Below are 19,001 nucleotides of genomic sequence, written 5' to 3'. Positions count from 1 at the left end.
AGTGACGCACCCGAGACTATTCAATCTGGAGAACACAATGACCGCACCGCAAGCCGCCACTTTCAAGCCTAAAAAATCCGTCGCCCTGTCCGGCGTCACCGCCGGCAATACGGCGCTGTGCTCGGTCGGCAAGACCGGCAACGATTTGCATTACCGCGGCTATGACATCCTGGACGTGGCCGACAGCTGCGAGTTCGAGGAAATCGCCTACCTGCTGGTGCACGGCAAACTGCCGACAGCCGCGGAGCTGAAAGGCTACAAGGCCAAGCTGAAGTCCCTGCGCGGCCTGCCGTCGGCCGTGAAACTGGCGCTGGAAGCGCTGCCCGCCGCCGCCCACCCGATGGACGTGATGCGCACGGGCGTGTCCGTGCTGGGCTGCACCCTGCCGGAGAAGGACGACCATAACGCGCCGGGCGCGCGCGACATCGCCGACCGCCTGATGGCGTCGTTCGGCTCCATGCTGCTGTACTGGTACCACTACAGCCATAACGGCAAGCGTATCGAAGTGGAAACGGACGACGAGTCGATCGGCGGCCACTTCCTGCACCTGCTGCACGGCGAAAAACCGTCGGCGTCGTGGGAAAAAGCCATGCACACCTCGCTGATCCTGTACGCGGAACACGAATTCAACGCCTCGACCTTCACCAGCCGCGTCATCGCCGGCACGGGCTCGGACATCCATTCGGCAATCACGGGCGCCATCGGCGCGCTGCGCGGCCCGAAACACGGCGGCGCCAACGAAGTGGCGCTGGACATCCAGAAACGCTACGACAACGCCGACGAAGCGGAAGCGGACATCCGCGAGCGCGTGGCCAACAAGGAAGTGGTGATCGGCTTCGGCCACCCCGTCTACACGATTTCCGACCCGCGCAACGTCGTCATCAAGGAAGTGGCGCGCAAGCTGTCGCAGGAAGCCGGTTCCACCAAGATGTTCGACATCGCCGAGCGCCTGGAAACGGTCATGTGGGAAATCAAGAACATGTTCCCGAACCTGGACTGGTTCTCGGCCGTGTCCTATCACATGATGGGCGTGCCGACGGCGATGTTTACGCCGCTGTTCGTCATCTCGCGCACCTCGGGCTGGGCTGCCCACATCATCGAGCAGCGCATCGACAACAAGATCATCCGCCCGAGCGCCAATTACGTGGGTCCGGAAGACCTGGAATTTGTCCCGATCAAGGACCGCAAATAATGAGTACCAACATGAATACCCTGCACCGCAAATCCTTGCCGGGCACCCAGCTAGACTACTTCGACACGCGCGCCGCCGTCGATGCCATCCAGCCAGGCGCCTATGCCACCTTGCCCTATACCTCGCGCGTACTGGCGGAAAACCTCGTGCGCCGCTGCGACCCTGCCACCCTGGACGCTTCGCTGGGCCAGTTCATCGAACGCCGCCGCGACCTCGATTTCCCGTGGTTTCCCGCCCGCGTCGTCTGCCATGACATCCTGGGCCAGACGGCCCTGGTCGACCTGGCCGGCCTGCGCGACGCCATCGCGGCCCAGGGCGGCGACCCGGCCCTCGTCAATCCCGTCGTGCCCACGCAGCTGGTGGTCGACCACTCGCTGGCCGTCGAATGCGGCGGCTTCGATCCCGATGCCTTCGCCAAGAACCGCGCCATCGAAGACCGTCGCAACGAAGACCGCTTCGACTTCATCGACTGGACCAAGAAAGCGTTCAAGAACGTCGACGTGATTCCGCCAGGCAACGGCATCTTGCACCAGATCAATCTTGAACGCATGTCGCCCGTGATCCAGGTGCAAAATGGTGTAGCCTACCCGGATACCCTGGTGGGCACGGATTCGCATACCCCCATGGTCGACGCGCTGGGCGTGATCGCCATCGGCGTGGGCGGCCTGGAAGCGGAAAGCGTGATGCTGGGCCGCGCCTCGTGGATGCGTTTGCCCGACATCATCGGCGTCAAGCTGACGGGTAAACCGCAGCCGGGCATCACGGCCACGGACACGGTGCTGGCGCTGACGGAATTTTTGCGCAAGCAGAAGGTCGTCTCGTCCTACCTGGAATTCTTCGGCGAGGGCGCGTCGCACCTGACCCTGGGCGACCGCGCCACGATTTCCAACATGGCGCCGGAATTCGGCGCCACGGCCGCCATGTTCTACATCGACGAACAGACCATCAAGTACCTGAAACTGACGGGCCGCGACGACGAGCTGGTGAAACTGGTGGAACTGTATGCGAAGGAGACGGGCCTGTGGGCCGACAGCCTGAAGGACGCGCAGTACGAGCGCGTCCTGAGCTTCGACCTGTCGTCCGTCGTGCGCAACATCGCCGGACCGTCGAACCCGCACAACCGCGTGCCGACGTCGGAACTGGCCGCGCGCGGCATTTCCGGCGTGGTGGAAAACGAACCGGGCAAGATGCCGGACGGCGCCGTCATCATCGCCGCCATTACCAGCTGCACGAATACGAACAACCCGCGCAACATGATCGCCGCCGGTTTGATCGCGCGCAATGCGAACCGCCTGGGCCTCACGCGCAAGCCATGGGTGAAATCGTCGCTGGCGCCCGGCTCGAAAACCGTGGAACTGTATCTGCAGGAAGCGGGCCTGATGCCGGAACTGGAACAACTGGGCTTTGGCGTCGTGGCCTTCGCCTGCACCTCGTGCAACGGCATGTCGGGCGCGCTCGACCCCGTCATCCAGGACGAAGTGGTGTCGCGCGACCTGTACGCCACGGCCGTGTTGTCGGGCAACCGCAATTTCGATGGCCGCATCCACCCATACGCGAAACAGGCCTTCCTCGCCTCGCCGCCGCTGGTAGTGGCCTATGCCATTGCGGGCACCATCCGCTTCGACATCGAAAAGGACGTGCTGGGCCATGACGCGGACGGCAAGCCGATTTTGCTGAAGGATATCTGGCCGTCGGACGAGGAAATCGACGCCATTGTCGCTGCCAGCGTCAAGCCGGAGCAGTACCGCAAGGTGTACATTCCCATGTTTGCCGCGCAGGCGGACGACGGCATCAAGGTCAGCCCCCTGTACGACTGGCGTCCGCAGACGACGTACATCCGCCGTCCGCCGTACTGGGAAGGCGCGCTGGCCGGTGCGCGTCCGTTGAAGGGCATGCGTCCGCTGGCTGTCCTGGGCGACAACATCACCACCGACCACCTGTCGCCATCGAACGCCATCATGCTCGACAGCGCGGCCGGCGAGTACCTGGCGAAAATGGGCCTGCCCGAGGAAGACTTCAATTCCTATGCCACGCACCGGGGCGACCATCTGACGGCGCAGCGCGCCACCTTTGCCAACCCGACCCTGAAAAACGAGATGGTCATCGAAGATGGCAAGGTGAAGGCCGGTTCGCTCACGCGCATCGAGCCGGACGGCACCATTTCGCGCATGTGGGAAGCCATCGAGACCTACATGGAGCGCAAGCAGCCATTGATCATCATCGCCGGCGCCGACTATGGCCAGGGTTCCTCGCGCGACTGGGCCGCCAAGGGCGTGCGCCTGGCCGGTGTGGAAGCCATCGTGGCCGAAGGCTTCGAGCGCATCCACCGCACCAACCTGGTGGGCATGGGCGTCTTGCCGCTGGAGTTTTTGCCTGGCGTGAACCGCAAGACCCTGGGCATCGACGGCAGCGAAACCTACGACGTCGTGGGCGAGCGCACGCCGCGCTCCACCCTGACCTTGTTGATCCACCGCAAGAACGGCGACACGCTGGAAGTCCCCGTCACCTGCCGCCTCGACACGGCGGAAGAGGTGTCGATCTACGAGGCGGGCGGCGTGCTGCAACGCTTCGCACAGGATTTCCTGGAGTCGTCGAAGGCGGCGTAGTGGCGATGTGATCGCGCAATTCACCCCAAAGGCAAGGTCCGGGGTCGGACCCTCAGGGTCCGACCCCGGCAATTCGCCGTTGGGTTTAATCAGCCATTCAACGCAGGAACTTCCATGACCCACACACCCCAAATCAAAATCCCCGCCACCTACATGCGCGGCGGCACCAGCAAGGGCGTGTTTTTCCGCCTGCAGGATTTGCCCGCCAGCGCGCAGGTGCCGGGCGCCGCGCGCGACGCCTTGCTGCTGCGCGTGATCGGCAGTCCCGACCCCTACGGCAAGCAGATCGACGGCATGGGCGGCGCCACTTCCAGCACCAGCAAGACGGTGATCCTGGCGAAAAGCGCGAAGCCGGAGCACGACGTCGACTACCTGTTCGGCCAGGTCTCCATCGACAAGCCCTTTGTCGACTGGAGCGGCAACTGCGGCAACCTGTCGGCCGCCGTCGGCTCGTTCGCCATCGCCAGCGGCCTGGTGGACGCCGCCCGCGTGCCTGCGGACGGCATCGCCACGGTGCGCATCTGGCAAGCCAATATCGGCAAGACCATCATCGCCCACGTGCCCATGACGCATGGCGAAGTCCAGGAAACGGGCGACTTCGAGCTCGATGGCGTGACCTTCCCGGCCGCCGAAGTGAAACTGGAATTCCTCGATCCGGCCGCGGAGGAAGAGGGCGGCGGCGGTGCCATGTTCCCTACCGGCAATCTGGTCGATGACCTCGACGTGTCCGGCATCGGCACCTTGAAAGTGACGATGATCAACGCGGGCATCCCGACGATTTTCGTCGATGCGGATGCCATCGGCTACACGGGCACGGAACTGCAGGACGCCATTAACGGCGATGCCGCGGCGCTGGCCCGGTTCGAGAGCATCCGCGCGCATGGCGCGCTGCGCATGGGCCTCATCGCCCACCTGGACGAGGCGGCGAAGCGCCAGCACACGCCGAAGGTGGCGTTTGTCGCCAGGCCGGCCAGCTATGTCTCGTCCAGCGGGAAAAACGTGGCAGCGGGCGACATCGACCTGCTGGTGCGCGCCATGTCGATGGGCAAGCTGCACCACGCCATGATGGGCACGGCGGCCGTCGCCATCGGCACGGCGGCGGCCATTCCCGGCACCCTGGTGAACCTGGCGGCGGGCGGCGGCGAAAAAAGCAGCGTGCGCTTCGGGCACCCGTCCGGCACCCTGATGGTGGGCGCGCAAGCGGCGCTGGCCGATGGCGCCTGGCGCGTCACCAAGGCCATCATGAGCCGCAGCGCGCGCGTGCTGATGGAAGGCGCCGTGCGCATTCCCGGCGATTCCTTCAGCGCGTGAGCCATGCAGGCCGGGCCGCAGGCGGCCCGGCCATTCAGGCTTGAGGGGCGTTCGTCATCGCCCTGATGCCGGCCCTGCACATGGTGCCGCCGATCGGCATCAGCCGGCGGGCCGCGCCCGAACAGATCAGCAGAACAGGAACAAACAGAAAATACGACAACAGATGGCACGCCTACCGGAGGAGACATGAATTTCGCAGCATTTTATCAGCGCTCGATCGACACGCCAGAAGCGTTCTGGCGCGAGGAAGCGGCAAAGATCGCCTGGCATACCCCGTTTTCGCAAGTGCTCGACTATTCCCGCCCGCCGTTCGCCAGATGGTTCGTCGGCGGCACCACCAATCTGTGCCACAACGCCGTCGACCGCTGGGTCGACAGCCAGGGCGACGCGCCCGCGCTGATTGCCATTTCCACCGAGACGAACACGGAACGCACGTACAGCTTCCGCGAACTGCAGCGCGAAGTGGAGCGCTGCGCCGCCATTCTGCTGTCGCTGGGCGTCGCCAGGGGCGACCGCGTGCTGATCTACATGCCGATGATCGCCGAAGCGGCATTTACCATGCTGGCGTGCGCGCGCATCGGCGCCGTCCATTCCGTGGTGTTTGGCGGCTTTGCCGCCAACAGCCTGGCCAGCCGTATCGACGACGCGCAGCCAAAACTGGTGTTATCCGCCGATGCCGGTTCGCGCAACGGCAAGGCGATTGCCTACAAGCCGCTGCTCGATGAAGCCATCCGCCTGGCCAGCCACAAGCCGCAGCACGTGCTGCTGGTCGACCGCCACCTGGTGCCGATGCAGCTGGTGCCGGGCCGCGACGTCGACTACGCGGTGCTGCGCGAGCAGCACATCGATGCGCGGGTGCCCGTCGCCTGGCTCGAATCGAACGAGCCGTCGTACGTGCTGTACACCTCGGGCACGACGGGCAAGCCCAAGGGCGTGCAGCGCGACGTGGGCGGCTATGCCGTGGCGCTGGCCGCGTCGATGCAGTACACGTTCTGCGGCAAGCCGGGCGAAACCTTCTTTGCCACCTCGGACATCGGCTGGGTCGTGGGCCACTCCTACATCGTCTACGGGCCGCTGATCGCCGGCATGGCCACCATCCTGTACGAAGGCTTGCCCATCTGTCCCGATGCGGGCATCTGGTGGAGCATCGTCGAGAAATACCGGGTCACGCGCATGTTCTCGGCGCCGACGGCCATCCGCGTGCTGCGCAAGCATCCGGTGGAACTGATGCGCAAGCACGACCTGTCTTCCCTGAAGGCGCTGTACCTGGCGGGCGAACCGCTCGATGAAACGACTTCGCAGTGGATCGCCGACGAACTGAAAGTGGACATCATCGATAACTACTGGCAGACCGAGACGGGCTGGCCGATTCTGTCCGTGGCCAAGGGCGTGCCCGGCGACGGGGCGGCCACGCCGACGCGCCTGGGCAGCCCCGGCCTGGCCATGTATGGCTACAAGGTCAAGCTGCTCAACGAGGCCACGGGCGAGGAGTGCGGCGCCAACGAGAAGGGCGTGCTGGTGCTGGAAGGTCCGCTGCCGCCCGGCTGCATGCAGACCGTGTATGGCGACGACGAACGCTTCGTCGATACCTACTGGTCCACTTTCAGCGACCGCCAGGTGTATTCCACCTTCGACTGGGGCATGCGCGATGCGGATGGCTATTACTTTATTCTGGGCCGCACGGACGACGTGATCAACGTGGCCGGCCACCGCCTGGGCACGCGCGAGATCGAGGAAAGCATCAGCAGTCACCCGAACGTGTCGGAAGTGGCCGTGGTGGGCGTGGAAGACAAGCTCAAAGGGCAGGTGGCGATGGCCTTCGTGATCCTGAAGAACCCGCAGGGTGTCGACAGCGCCGACGCGAAAGCGGCGCTGGAGCGCGAGATGATGGCCGTGGTCGACCATCAGCTGGGCGCCGTGGCGCGGCCCGCGCGCGTGCTGTTCGTCGGCCAGCTGCCGAAGACGCGCTCGGGCAAGCTGCTGCGCCGGTCGATCCAGGCCATCTGCGAAGGGCGCAGCCCGGGCGACCTGACGTCGATGGACGATCCGGCTGCGCTGCAGCAGATCCAGGCAGCGCTGGCTTAAACGGCGTCACTTTATCGAAGTTTATCAATCGATAAACTTCGGTGTCAAATCCGGTCGCTTTCCTTGCGCACGACCCGGCCCACGATCAGGCATTCGTTGCCGCGGCATAGCTTGCGGTGGTATTTGCGCTGGTCGGGGTTGTCCGACGTCAGCCACCATTCGCCGATATCGCGCGCCATGCGCTTGACCACCGGCTCGCCTTCATAGTTCACGGCGAACACCACGCCATCGGCGGGACGGTTGTCGGCCGTGTTGATGATTACCACGTCATCCTCGTACAGGGCCGGCTCCATGCTCTCGCCCTTGACCTTGATCGCCACCAGCTTTTCAGGGTGGTAGCCATTGCGCTCGACCCAGCTGCGCGGCACGCTGATGGTGCTGCCGTCGTGCGTTTCCGGCTCGATGGCAAAGCCCGTGATACCGGCCGACAGGCGCAGTTTCACCTTGCGGATCGGGTAGAAGCGCTCATCCTCTCCATCGGCCACCACCACCGGCCGCACCTCGCCCAGCGCATCGAGGGCGCGCGCCGACAGCGCCGCCTGGTCGGGCGCCGCGCCCTGGTCGAAATACATGCCCTCCAGGCGCAGGTCCGCTTCCAGCTTGCGCGCGATCTTCTCGCTGAAGGCGCGCCCTTCGCGGTAGGTGGGCGAAAGGATTTGCGAGATGCGCGCCTCGCTCCAGCCGCTGGCGTCGGAGATTTTCTTGCGCGTGTTGTCGTAGTGATCGCGTATCAGGGCCAGCAGGCGGTCGCGTCTGTATTGATACATATTCATCTCCACATTAAACCTGAAATTTACCGTTTGATAAATTACCAAATGCTTGACTTTAACATTAGCGATTGATAAAGTCCATTCGTTGCCTGTCGCAAATTCGCACAAGAGCGTCTGCCGGCTGGCGACACCACGGGAGGTCAGGCAGATGTTGAACAGCAGTCAGATGGTCGGAAGCAGGGCGGCGCCGCGGCAGGGACGCCAGTTACAGGGACGCAGCAGGAAGTCACAGCTGCATATCGCCCGCATCGCGCAGTACATCGGCGAGCAGGGGCAGGCCAGCGCGGCGCAATTGTCCGCCTTGCTGGGACTCGATGCGGGCACCATGAGCCGCTATTTGCGCCACATGTGCGGCCTGGGTCAGATCCACCTGGCGCAGCGCCATTGCACGGAACCGGGGCGTCAGCGGCCCGCCCTGTACGCGCTGGGCGAACAGGACGAAGAAGTCGACGGCTGGTCCGAATTGCCGCCACAGGTGTGCCGCACGTCCAGCTGGCCACGCGGCACGGCGCATCGCGATCCGCTGGTGGCCGCGCTGTTTGGCCCGGCACGCAACAACGATTAGTATCAACGAGGAGAAATCATGGGGTTTGCAGAAAAATTCATCGCATCGCTGTCATCGCAGAACCTGCGCGACGATGCCGTCCACCACGACCTGGATGTCATCGCGGCCGCCGCGCTGGCCGGCGACATGGGCGCCTTGCTGTGCCGCGTCAAGTACGCGGATGGCACCGTCAGCCGCCTGTTCGAGGGGAACGCGGGCAACCTGGCCCAATTGCTGCGCGCCTGGACCGCGGCCGTGACGCACAAGGGCAAGGCACGGCGCTGGGTCAAGGCGCACACGGCCTGGGATGCGCAGGCGGCCAACACCCTGTACCGCCGCGTCGCCGAAGCGTCGCTTGCGCATTGGCTCGACAGCAAATGCCAGGTCTGCCACGGCACCGGCGTGGTGGCGGCCGACACCCTGGGCGCGCCGGCCATCTGCAAGGGCTGCCAGGGCAGCGGCGAAGCACCGATCACCTGTTCCGGCGGGTTTGAGCTGGAGCGCATCAAGGACATGGTCAGCGAACTCGAAGGCATTTTCCAGTCGCACGGTGCCCGTGCCATGCGCCGCCTGGGTCACTAAATTTTTTTTGCAATATGCCTGGCGATGAAAAAAAGCCCCCTACAATAGAGTCTCGATCAGGCAGCAACAGTCATCGCAACAGCAGCACCGCAGTACCGCAGGACCACATGCTTCTCCACTCGTAATAGGCGCGCCGCTGGCGTGCCACCGATAGGGGAATTCAGCGCAGCGAACCGCCTTCCTGGCGCTCTTCGCCCAACTTCCGTTCGGCGCGGCCCCGTGCCGCCCGGACGCACAGACGCCAGCCCGCCGCCTCACCGCGCGCGGGCTGCGTCATTTTTTCTCCTGATTTTAAGTAGTTCCACCCCAAGACCGCAACTGCGGTCTTTTTTTCATCCCACGAAAGGCATTACCTATGGCATCGACAGCAAACGGCATCGACAGCGTGATCGTCATCAGCAAACAAAGCGCGGAAGGCAGCAAGGCCGCCGCCGGCGGCGGCCAGATCTACCCCCGCGTCACCGCCACCTTCGACACGGAAGCGGACAAATACGCCAGCGCCGAAATCGACGCCAGCCAGCAGCAGGGCGATACCCGCCTGGGCAATTTCCGCACCACGGGCGCCATCAAGGCCGAAGCGGCCTGCGGCACGTATGCGCCGCTGATGGCCGCGCTGCTGCGCCGCGACTTTACGGCCGGTGGCGTCGCCGCCGCGCAAACCACGATCGCCGCCGCCGCCACGGGCCTGACCCGCAGCGCCGGCTCCTGGCTGGCGGACGGCTTCCGCGCCGGCAGCGTGGTGCGCATCACGGGCTTGACGGCGCCGGCCGCCGCCAACAATGCGAAGAACTTCTTCGTTACGTCGGTGACGGCCACCAACCTGAATGGCCAGTTCATGGACGGTTCGGCCATGATCGTCAAGGCGGCTGGCGACTCCATCGGCGTGGCGGCGGTGGGCAAGCGCAGCTTCACTCCGTTGACGGGCCACACCACCGACTGGTTCACGGCCGAAGTGCAGGACCCGAAGATCGGCGTGCACCGCAGCTTCGTCGACCAGCTGGTCAGCAAGATGGATATCGCCGTGCAGCCGAACGGCATCACCAGCCTGGATTTTACCCTGATGGGCAAGGCGGAAGGCCCGACCACGGCCGTGCCGCACTTCGCCACGCCGCTGGCGGCGCCTGGCTCGGGCAAATTCTCGGGCGCCACGGCGATGCTGTCGGTGAACGGCATTCCGTCGCAGATCTGCACCGGCATGTCCGTCTCGCTGGACGGCCAGGTCAAGGTGGACCCCGTCATCGGCTCGAAGTACGCCACGGCCGCCTCGCGCGGCAAGGTGATGGGCTCGGGCCAGTTCACCGTGCTGCTGCAGGACGCCGCCTACCTCGACTACTTCAAGTCCGAGACGGAAATTCCGCTGGCCTACGCCATGGCGTCGGGCACGGCGCCGGCAGCCGACGTGCTGGCGCTGGCCATGGGCCGCATCAAGATCACCTCGGCCAAGATCGACGATGGCGAGAAAAACAAGATCGTTACCTGCGCCTTCGACGTCCTGCGCTACAAGGGCACGGATGCGCAGCACGAAGCGACCACCCTGACCATCCAGGACAGCGCGCTGTAACCAGCTAGCACCTGCACCGGGGCCGCCATCGTGGCGGCCCTTTTACCTTTACCGCAATCAAGAAAGAAAATACATATGAACAACGCACAAATGATCGCTTCGGCTGGTTTTGATATCTCCCTGTTGAATGATGGCAACAAGGCTGTGGATCAGGTTCACCTGGTGTCGGTGCTGTTTGACGAAGACGGCGCGCACAAGGCGGGCTTTGACATCGTCAGCAAAAATTCTGACCAGTACCGTGCCGTGATCCGCGAAACGTCGGTGGTGGCGATCAAGCGCTCGGTACAAAAAAGCAAGCAAATCGATGCGAAGACGGACGAAGGTGCGGCGGAACTGTATGACTTGGCGGAAAACCGCAACATGAAGATCGCCATCGCGGTGGTGGTGGGCATGCCGGGTTTTGTCGACAAGGGCGTCCCGGTACAGCCTTCCCCGGCCTTGCTGAAGGCAATTTTTGAAAAAATGCCGTCCTGGCAGGAAAAAGTGCTGGCCGCGCTCGAGGCAGACGGCAATTTTTTGACGGTCTAGCCGCTGCCTTGCTGCTCTTTGCCGACGAACAGTTCGAGCGTTCGGCAAAGGCGGCTGATGGCAATGCGAAAGGCGAGCACATGGATGCCGCGAAGCGCCATCCACTCTACCGGGAGCAGCAGGCTCCCGTGCGGGCGCAACTGCCGTTTGAACTGGCGCACGTGTGGCAGTTTTTTGTGCAGATGAGCCGCAAGCGGCAAAACGGCATGGCAGCCAATCCCTTGAGCAGTCTGGATATCCTGGCATGGCAACTGCGGCATCGTATCCGTCTGACGGTATGGGAAGAGGAGCTGCTCGATCAGCTTGACGCAGCCTATATCACCCATCAAAACATGTCGCATTAGGCAAGCCTCCGCCTGACCTTTTTATGACAGAGGTGACACAGAAAACACTACGGTCGTCGCAAGGGTGGCCTCGATTTGCATTGCCACCCTTCGGTGGCTTTTTTTATGGGTAAATTATGACCGTTGATATTGCAACATTACAGATACGCATCGATACGCTCAATGTGCGCATCGCGGCAGATGACCTGGAACGCATACGCGAGGCCAGCGAGCGGGCCGCCAAGTCGACTTTGAAACTTGAAGATGTCACGAAAAAATACACGGAGATACTGTCCAGCCTGGGTATTTCCAATAATATCGGCCAGATCGTCAAACTGTCTGACGAATATACGAAACTGACAGCGCAATTGCGCATGTCGACCAATTCCACGCAGGAATATGGCGAGGCGTATGACAACGTCAAGCGCATAGCCGCCTCGGCGCAGACGGACCTTGCCTCTACGGCGGCCCTGTATGCCCAGATGAATGATGCGACCAAGAAACTGGGCATCAGCCAGGCTGAAGTGGCCGGCATCACCGAGGCGCTCAGTCTTGGCGTCAAGATCAGCGGCGCCTCGGCGACCGATTCCGCTACCGCCTTCAAGGGTCTGTCCGATGCCTTCGCCGATGGCGCCCTGAGCAGCCAGCAATTCAATGCCATCAGCCAGGCCGCTCCCGAAGTCATGGCAGCAATGGCCACCGGCCTGGGTGTATCGAAAGAAGCGCTCGCCGCGCTTGCTGGCGCAGGATTGATCACTGCCGACGTGATGGCGGTCGCGCTGCCGAACGCGCTGGGCGAGTTGCGCAAGGGAGCTGTGCAGTTCGAAACCATCGGTGGCAGCTTTACAGTTCTGAGCAATAACGTGATGGAATTCACGGCGAGACAGGCGGAGTCGACCGGCGCCGTGCGCCTGATGACGAATGGTCTTGAATTTCTGTCGAATAACCTGACCCTGGTCGTTGGCGTGCTCGAAACGCTGACCACGGCGAAATTCGCGACCTGGGCTTACGGCGTAGTCACGGCTACTTACAGCAAGGTCGCGGCCAACCGGGCCTTGCTTGCCTCCACTTTGGCGGCGGCGAATGCCGACGTGACGGCGACCGCCGCCACCTCCGCACTGGCGACCGCGCGCGTGGCTGAATTACAGGCGACGATACGCGCCAGCCAGGCCGACGTGGCGCTGGCGCTGACCACCAATGGCCTCATCCCGGCCCAACGCCGTGCTGCAGTTGCCGCCGAAGCCCATGCCGGCGCATTGGTGGCGCAGACAGCAGCAATGCGTGCCGCGTCTGTCACCGCTGGCGTTTTGCGCGGTGCGTTGGCGTTCCTGGGTGGCCCGATCGGATTGTTTGTCACGGTGCTTGGCTTGGGCGCAACCGCCTGGGCCATGTGGGGGAGTTCGTCGAAGGACAATGCGGAGAAAGCCGTAGAACCCATGCGCAAGAGCACCAAGGAAATCGTTGCTGAACTCGACAAGCAGATGGTCCAGCTTGCAAAGCGCAATGAGCTGGCAAAGCTGGGCGTGTCGGAGAAAGGACTGAATACCCCGGCTGGCGAACGCATGCTGGAGATTTCGACGGAAATGGATGCCGTGCGCAATCGCACGGGAAAATACCACTCCCTGGACAAGGCCGGGGTGGACAGCAACCTGGCAAGGCTGCAGGGCGAACTGGATATGGTGCGCGGCAAGCTCAAGCAGCTTGAGCAGCAAGAAGCGCCCGGCAAACCGAAGAACGGGACCGCTACAGGCATGCCGGCGCTTCCCGCTCCGCCCACGCCTTTCGAATCCATGATGAATGAGATGCACGGCAAGGCCCGCGACCTGAAGCGCGAAGCTGCCGGTTATGCCGAGATGAACGAGGCGCAAAAGTACGATTATCAGTTGAAGGAGATCTTGGCGGATCGTACTAAAAAAGTGACCGCGTCACAACTGGCGGGATTCGAGGTCACGCGCAAGGTGATTCAGGCCCGCGTCGATGAGATCGAGGTGGGCAGGCAAGCCAGGGCTGTGACCGAGCAGGCGCTGGCAGACGCGAAAGCGCTGTCCGATACACGGACGCAGGCCGTCGCCGATGCCGTCAAGGAAGCCGAGGCTGGCGAAAAGCTGGTGGCGGTGTATGGCATGAGCAAGGCCGCCATCGCGCAAAACGAAATGGCGCTGCTGAAGGAACAGCGCGCCGCGCTGGCGGTGGGCAAGGAAAACGCGGCGCAGATCGAGTATTTGAATGCCTTGATCGATGCCAAGCAGCGCAGCATGACGGCGATAGAAGAATTGGCAGCCAAGGAGGCGTCTGCTGCGGCGGCCAAGAAGGCTTCCGATGATTGGGCCGCCAGCGCCAAGGATATCGAAAAGTCGCTGACCGATGCCTTCATGAATGGCTTCGAAGGCGGCAAGAAGTTAGCAACGATGTTCAAGGACAAGTTGAAGGACATGTTCAACAACCTCGTGCTGCAACCGATTATGTCGCCCATCGCTGCCGGTTTTGCTTCGTTCCTGAATCCGGGCGCGGCGCAGGCGCAGGGCAGTGTGGCCAATAGTGGGGGCATCCAGTCGTTCCTGAGTTCGGCGAAAGGCATTTATGAATCTCTGTCCAGCGGACTTTCCGGTATTGGTACTTCGGTGGCCAATGGCGTGCAGCGTGGCATGAGTATGCTGCAAGGCTCGCCGTACACTGCCGGGGTCAATGGCTCATTCGCCACCGGTGTAGGCGCGGTGGCAAGCGTCGCCGCCGGCGTCATGGGCGGCGTATATGGCGGCAAGATGATTTCAGGGGAATATGGCCGTAATGGCATCGTTAATGCTGGTACGGCGATCGGGGCTGTCGTTGGCAGCATTTTCCCGGTGGTAGGTACTGCTGTGGGAGCCCTGGTGGGCGGCCTGCTGGGTGGCGCGGCGAACCGCCTGTTCGGCATGGGCGAGAAAAAGGTCAGCAGCGCCGGCATTTCCGGCAGTCTCGGAGCCGATGGCTTTACGGGCGAGAGTTATTCGAACTGGACCCAGAAGGGTGGTCTTTTCCGTTCGAATAAAAAGGGAAGCGACCGCTCTGAAGTCGATGCCGAGCTGGCGGCATCGCTTGGCGATACGTATGCACAGATGAAGGCAGTGACGGGCGCCTTCGCCAGCACATTGGGCGTCAACACGGATAGCCTGGCCACGCGCACGCAGTCGCTCAATATCGTCATGACCAAGGACGATGCCGCGAACCAGAAAGCGATTGCCGATTTCTTTACCGGTGTCAGCGATACGATGGCAAAGGAACTGGTGCCATCGTTGTCGCAACTGAGTATGAAAGGCGAATCGGCGAGTGCGGCGCTGCAGCGTCTGGCGGGCCACTACGCGGCCGTCGATGCCATGCTGGCAACCTTGGGCAGCACCTCACAGCAGGCATTCGGATCCGTTGGCGTGGCTTCCCTGGCGGCACGTGAACAGTTGGTCAAGGCTGCAGGCGGCGTGGAAGCACTGGGCAATCGTACAGCGTTCTTTGCCGAAAACTACCTGACCGAATCCGAGCGCCTGGCGCCCGTGCAAAAACACGTGACGGAACAGATGGCGGCCCTGGGCTATGCCAGTGTGACTACGCGCGCGCAGTTCAAGGACACGGTATTGCAATTGGTTAATTCTGGCGCATTGGCCACCAAGACTGGGGCCGACCAGTATGCGGGCCTGATGGCATTGGCCGATGCGTTCGCGAAGACGCATGCGGCGACGGAAAGCCTGACCAGGTCGGAACAGAGTATTGCCGACGAGCGCAAGGGTATCCAGGAAAAGCTCGACCAGATGACGATGACTACGGCGCAATTGCGTGCAAGGGAGCGTGCAGCGGTCGATGCCGCTAACCTGGCCTTGTATGACCAGCTGCAGGCGCGGCAGGACATTGCCAGTGCCTATGAAACGGAGTCTTCGGCCCTCAAGTCCACTATCGAGCGTCTGAAATCGTTTGGCGACGGCATCCGCACCTTCAAGGATTCCCTGTTGCTGGGCAGCTTGTCGACACTGACGCCGATGCAGAAGATGGCCGAGGCGCAGCGTCAGTACGAAGAGATGCTGGCCAAGGCGAAGACGGGCGACGCTGCGGCGCAGTCTGCGCTGACAGGTACCGCCACCGCGTATTTGACGGCCAGCCAGGTCGTGAACGCTGCAAGCGCGAGCTATGTCGCCGATGCGGCCAGGGTCCAGGCCGAGCTGTCAGCGCTGGCGGCGATCACGGGCACGCAGTTGACTGATGCGCAAAAGCAGCTGACGGCACTCGATGCGCAAGTTGGCCAGTTGATCAACCTGAACAAGACGGCGGTTGGCATCCAGCAAGCGGTCGATGCGCTGGGCGTGGCGTTGCGGGCCGGCGGGCAGACCGATATCGCTGGTGGCATGAGCTTTGTACCTGCTGCCGGCATGTCTGTCGCCGCTTCTTTCGGAGAATCTGCGGTGGAAGCGCCGGCCGCGTTCGACCCCGTGCGTTATTCCTCGGCGGCGAACGTCGGCTCCGATGCCCTGGTCGCTGAAATCCGCGGCCTGCGCGAAGATAACCAGGCCATGCGCGCCGAATTGGAGGGCTTGCGCGCCGACCAGCGCGCACAGACGGGCGCCACCATCCAGGCCACCGTCGAATCGAACGCCAATGCCGCCAGGACGGTGGTCGAGGGCGTGGATAAATCTTCCCGGGCATCGTCCTGGGCCAGTGCAGTGAAAGGAGAATACGCATGACAGATGCGCAATTTTTGGCATGGCTGCAAAGCCCGTCGGCCATCCGCATGGTGCTGATCGAGGCGCAGGTAAACGTGGCCGGCAGCGAGGTGACGCGGTATATCGCTTCGCGGCCTTACGTGACCGGCCCGCTCGAGGTGCCGGCGAATACCGCCTACCTGCCGCTGGTCAGCGGCGGCCTGGCCTTCACCGAGCAGGTCAGCCTGTCCGGCGAGGCTGGCCTGTCGGGCGGTGATATCGAACTTGACAACGCCGACGGCGCCCTCGATGGCTGGTTGGATGATGTCTGGATGAACCGGCCCATCAAGGTCTGGTCCGGCGATCCGTCCTGGCCGCGCAGCGACTTTCAGCTGGTCTTCGACGGCATCATTGCTGACGTGGCCAGCTCGGGGCGGGCCTCCGTCAACCTGGTGCTGCGCGACAAGCTGCAGCGGCTGAATACGCCGATTTCCGAGGCGAAGCTGGGCGGCACCACGCCCAACAAGGATGCCATCCTGCCGATCCCCTTCGGCGAGTGTCACAACGTGGCGCCCTTGCTGACCAATCCCGCTACCCTGGAATATGGTTTTCTTGGCGCCGTCGAATCGGCGTTCGAGGTGCGCACCAATGGCAAGCCGATCGCCGTGGCGCTCAATGACCAGGCGGGCCGCTTCAACCTGACGACCGATCCGTTTTCCACCACGATCACCGCCAGCGTGCAGGGCGACAAGGGCGGCGGCTATGCGCCGCGCATCGCGCCGCTGGTGCAGCGCATCGCCACTGCTTACGGCAAGGCCGCCGACCGTTTTACGCTGGCTGACCTGGATCTGGTCAATCTGGCGGCCTTCGACGTGGCCCACCCGCAGCCGGTGGGCCTGTACGTAGCGGACCGCACGAATCAGGCGCAGGCCATCCAGCAACTGGCGGCCAGCGTGGGCGCCCAGGCGATCATGTCGCGCACGGGACGATTGCGCCTGGTGCAGATCGCGCTGCCGGCCGCTGGCGTGCCGGTGGCGATCGGCCCGGAGCAGATGCGCGAACGCTCGCTGCGTCCCGCGCAGCGCCTGCCGGTGACGGCTGCCGTGAAGATCGGTTTCGACAGGAACTGGACGTTGCAGGCTGGCCTGACGACCAGCATCCCGCCCGCGCACGCGGACTTGTACGCCACCGAGTGGCTGACGGAGACGGTGGTCGACGAGGCGGCGCGCACGCGCTACCGCCTGTCCGATGATCCGGTGCAGATCGACACGTGCCTGAAAATGCGGGCCGACGCCCGCGCGGAAGCGCAGCGTCGCCTGGAATTGAACAAGGTGCCGCGCACCATTTACGAATTTGATGGAGAACCCGAGATGATGATGCTGGAACTGGGACAGCCCGTAATGTTGCGCGCTGATCGCTTCGGCTTGCAGCACGGCGTGCCGGGTGTGGTGGTGATGCTGTCGCGCTTCTGGCTGACGGGCAGAGCGACGGTGGGGGTGCTGGCATGAGCGCGATTTTTGGGGAGCGCGACACGCTCATCATGAACACGGTACCGCGCCATGCGGCGCCCATCGACCGGGCGCTGCTGCTCACGCCCAGCGCCACGCTGTTCGAGGTGTCGGTGGTCGGCGCGCCGACGCCGGCGGCGATCACGTTTTCGGCCCTGATGCTGGGCGCCGTGGGCGAGATCACGTTTTCCAGCGATCCGGCCGTGCCGCTGACGGTGGCCAACGGCGACGCCGTGCTGCAGTTTGCCGACATGGCCGCCAGCATAGTGACGGTGACGGCCACCACGGTCATCGACGGGCTGACCTATGTCGCCCGCCAGACGGTGGCCAAGCAGCAGGCGCTGGACCTGCGCCCGCCGCCGGCGCCGACGGGCCTGGCTACCACCGGGCATCCGGCCACGATTACGCTGGCATGGGACGCGGCGCCGGCCAACTACAGCAACCTGTCGCACACGGAGGTCTGGCGGGCGCAGGTCAATAATTTTGCCCAGGCGGCGCTGGCGGGCCGCGCCGATGGCCGCGAATACGTCGATCCGGTGGGACCGGGTGTTACCCGGTATTACTGGATACGCTACGTCTCGCGGGCGGCCATCCCCGGGCCGTACAACACCGGCAGCGGCACCATCGGCGCGTCCGATGCGGAAGTCGAGCACTTGCTGGGCGTGCTGACGGGCGAGATTACCCAGTCGCAGCTGCATGCCGACCTGGGAGCCAAGATCGACCTGATCGACGTACTGGACGAGGCCTACGGCGATACGGCCAGCGCGGCGGTGTCGGCCGCCGCTGCCACGGAGGCGGCTGCTGCGGCCTTGCTGTCCAAGCAGCAGGCGGCTGCAGCTGCTGGCCAGGGCGGGCAGTACGCCAGCCAGGCCAGCCAGTCGGCCACGGCCGCCAATGCGGATGCGGGCCGCGCCAGCACCTCGGCGGGCCAGGCATCCCAGGCGGCGACCGGCGCCACCGGCTCGGCGTCGGCTGCCCAGGCATCCCAAGCGGCTGCCGCGCAGTCGGCGCAAGGCGCAGGCGCCAGCGCCGCTGCCGCCGCTGACAGCAAGCAGAGTGCCGCCAGCTACGCGAACGCCGCCGAGACGGCATCGACTGCATCAAGCGCAGCGAAGGTCAGCGCCCAGGCTGCACGCGATGGTGCCGCCGACGCAGCACAGGCGGCGTCAGGCTCGGCCGGCACGGCCAGCGCCAAGGCCAACGAGGCCGGCCAGTCGGCCATCGCAGCCAATAATGCAGCCACGACGGCGACGACCCGGGCGGCGGATGCGGGCGTGTACGCGGCGCAGGCGGCCAACTCGCAGACGAATGCCGACGGCAGCGCGCAGGC

General features: G+C 63.9%; 12 protein-coding genes and 1 pseudogene. 12 read left to right on the top strand and 1 reads right to left on the bottom strand.

Annotation, left to right across the window (positions count from 1 at the left end):
- Window positions 1-37: 37 nt before the first annotated feature.
- From prpC to EBS11_RS22115, 4 genes are all read left to right on the top strand, one after another.
- Complete coding sequence (gene prpC, locus EBS11_RS22130; RefSeq protein ID WP_290606460.1) at window positions 38-1,192, top strand: 2-methylcitrate synthase; 1,155 nt, start codon at window positions 38-40, stop codon at window positions 1,190-1,192.
- Window positions 1,193-1,203: 11 nt separating this feature from the next.
- Window positions 1,204-3,798 carry a Fe/S-dependent 2-methylisocitrate dehydratase AcnD gene (acnD, locus tag EBS11_RS22125; RefSeq protein WP_290606459.1) on the top strand — a complete coding sequence of 865 codons (2,595 nt, stop codon included), beginning with the start codon at window positions 1,204-1,206 and terminating at the stop codon, window positions 3,796-3,798.
- 114 nt (window positions 3,799-3,912) lie between these two features.
- Window positions 3,913-5,109, top strand: a complete 1,197-nt coding sequence (gene prpF / locus EBS11_RS22120) for a 2-methylaconitate cis-trans isomerase PrpF (protein ID WP_290606457.1) — start codon at window positions 3,913-3,915, stop codon at window positions 5,107-5,109.
- Window positions 5,110-5,295: 186 nt separating this feature from the next.
- Entirely contained in the window at window positions 5,296-7,194 is a 1,899-nt protein-coding gene (locus EBS11_RS22115) for a propionate--CoA ligase (RefSeq protein WP_290606455.1), read from the top strand.
- Between the two features lie 44 nt (window positions 7,195-7,238).
- On the opposite strand, the gene EBS11_RS22110 is transcribed toward EBS11_RS22115, so the two are convergent.
- A complete protein-coding gene (locus EBS11_RS22110; RefSeq protein WP_290606453.1) occupies window positions 7,239-7,961 on the bottom strand; it encodes a S24 family peptidase in 723 nt (240 codons plus the stop codon).
- Between the two features lie 151 nt (window positions 7,962-8,112).
- Between EBS11_RS22110 and EBS11_RS22105 the strand changes: the two genes are divergently transcribed.
- From EBS11_RS22105 to EBS11_RS22070, 8 genes and pseudogenes are all read left to right on the top strand, one after another.
- Complete coding sequence (locus tag EBS11_RS22105; protein WP_290606451.1) at window positions 8,113-8,529, top strand: hypothetical protein; 417 nt, start codon at window positions 8,113-8,115, stop codon at window positions 8,527-8,529.
- An 18-nt stretch (window positions 8,530-8,547) separates the two neighbouring features.
- The gene (locus EBS11_RS22100) at window positions 8,548-9,090 is read left to right on the top strand and encodes a hypothetical protein (protein ID WP_290606449.1); all 543 of its coding nucleotides are present in this window, start codon (window positions 8,548-8,550) and stop codon (window positions 9,088-9,090) included.
- 355 nt (window positions 9,091-9,445) lie between these two features.
- Entirely contained in the window at window positions 9,446-10,651 is a 1,206-nt protein-coding gene (locus EBS11_RS22095) for a phage tail tube protein (RefSeq protein ID WP_290606447.1), read from the top strand.
- Between the two features lie 75 nt (window positions 10,652-10,726).
- Complete coding sequence (locus EBS11_RS22090; protein WP_099667435.1) at window positions 10,727-11,179, top strand: hypothetical protein; 453 nt, start codon at window positions 10,727-10,729, stop codon at window positions 11,177-11,179.
- An 8-nt stretch (window positions 11,180-11,187) separates the two neighbouring features.
- The gene (locus EBS11_RS22085; protein WP_290606440.1) at window positions 11,188-11,523 is read left to right on the top strand and encodes a hypothetical protein; all 336 of its coding nucleotides are present in this window, start codon (window positions 11,188-11,190) and stop codon (window positions 11,521-11,523) included.
- Window positions 11,524-11,639: 116 nt separating this feature from the next.
- Window positions 11,640-16,205 (top strand): tape measure protein, encoded by a 4,566-nt coding sequence (locus EBS11_RS22080; RefSeq protein ID WP_290606438.1) that lies wholly within the window; start codon window positions 11,640-11,642, stop codon window positions 16,203-16,205.
- Window positions 16,202-17,671: a hypothetical protein gene (locus EBS11_RS22075; protein WP_290606436.1), complete on the top strand. Its 1,470-nt coding sequence runs from the start codon at window positions 16,202-16,204 to the stop codon at window positions 17,669-17,671. Before EBS11_RS22080 ends, EBS11_RS22075 begins: the two co-directional genes overlap by 4 nt.
- Window positions 17,668-19,001 (top strand): annotated as a pseudogene (locus EBS11_RS22070) (hypothetical protein); the annotation flags it as partial. The gene EBS11_RS22075 and the pseudogene EBS11_RS22070, both read left to right, overlap by 4 nt.

The organism is Janthinobacterium sp., assembly GCF_009923995.1.
Taxonomy (GTDB): domain Bacteria; phylum Pseudomonadota; class Gammaproteobacteria; order Burkholderiales; family Burkholderiaceae_D; genus Janthinobacterium.
This window is presented reverse-complemented; position numbering and strand designations above follow the sequence as displayed.

Bases quoted from the DNA above. Each gene is read 5' to 3' on its own strand.
- EBS11_RS22110 (WP_290606453.1), bottom strand. From the start codon at position 7,961: ATGTATCAATACAGACGCGACCGCCTGCTGGCCCTGATACGCGATCAC.
- acnD (WP_290606459.1), top strand. From the start codon at position 1,204: ATGAATACCCTGCACCGCAAATCCTTGCCGGGCACCCAGCTAGACTAC.
- EBS11_RS22090 (WP_099667435.1), top strand. From the start codon at position 10,727: ATGAACAACGCACAAATGATCGCTTCGGCTGGTTTTGATATCTCCCTG.
- prpC (WP_290606460.1), top strand. From the start codon at position 38: ATGACCGCACCGCAAGCCGCCACTTTCAAGCCTAAAAAATCCGTCGCC.
- EBS11_RS22100 (WP_290606449.1), top strand. From the start codon at position 8,548: ATGGGGTTTGCAGAAAAATTCATCGCATCGCTGTCATCGCAGAACCTG.
- EBS11_RS22075 (WP_290606436.1), top strand. From the start codon at position 16,202: ATGACAGATGCGCAATTTTTGGCATGGCTGCAAAGCCCGTCGGCCATC.
- EBS11_RS22105 (WP_290606451.1), top strand. From the start codon at position 8,113: ATGTTGAACAGCAGTCAGATGGTCGGAAGCAGGGCGGCGCCGCGGCAG.
- EBS11_RS22080 (WP_290606438.1), top strand. From the start codon at position 11,640: ATGACCGTTGATATTGCAACATTACAGATACGCATCGATACGCTCAAT.
- EBS11_RS22095 (WP_290606447.1), top strand. From the start codon at position 9,446: ATGGCATCGACAGCAAACGGCATCGACAGCGTGATCGTCATCAGCAAA.
- prpF (WP_290606457.1), top strand. From the start codon at position 3,913: ATGACCCACACACCCCAAATCAAAATCCCCGCCACCTACATGCGCGGC.
- EBS11_RS22115 (WP_290606455.1), top strand. From the start codon at position 5,296: ATGAATTTCGCAGCATTTTATCAGCGCTCGATCGACACGCCAGAAGCG.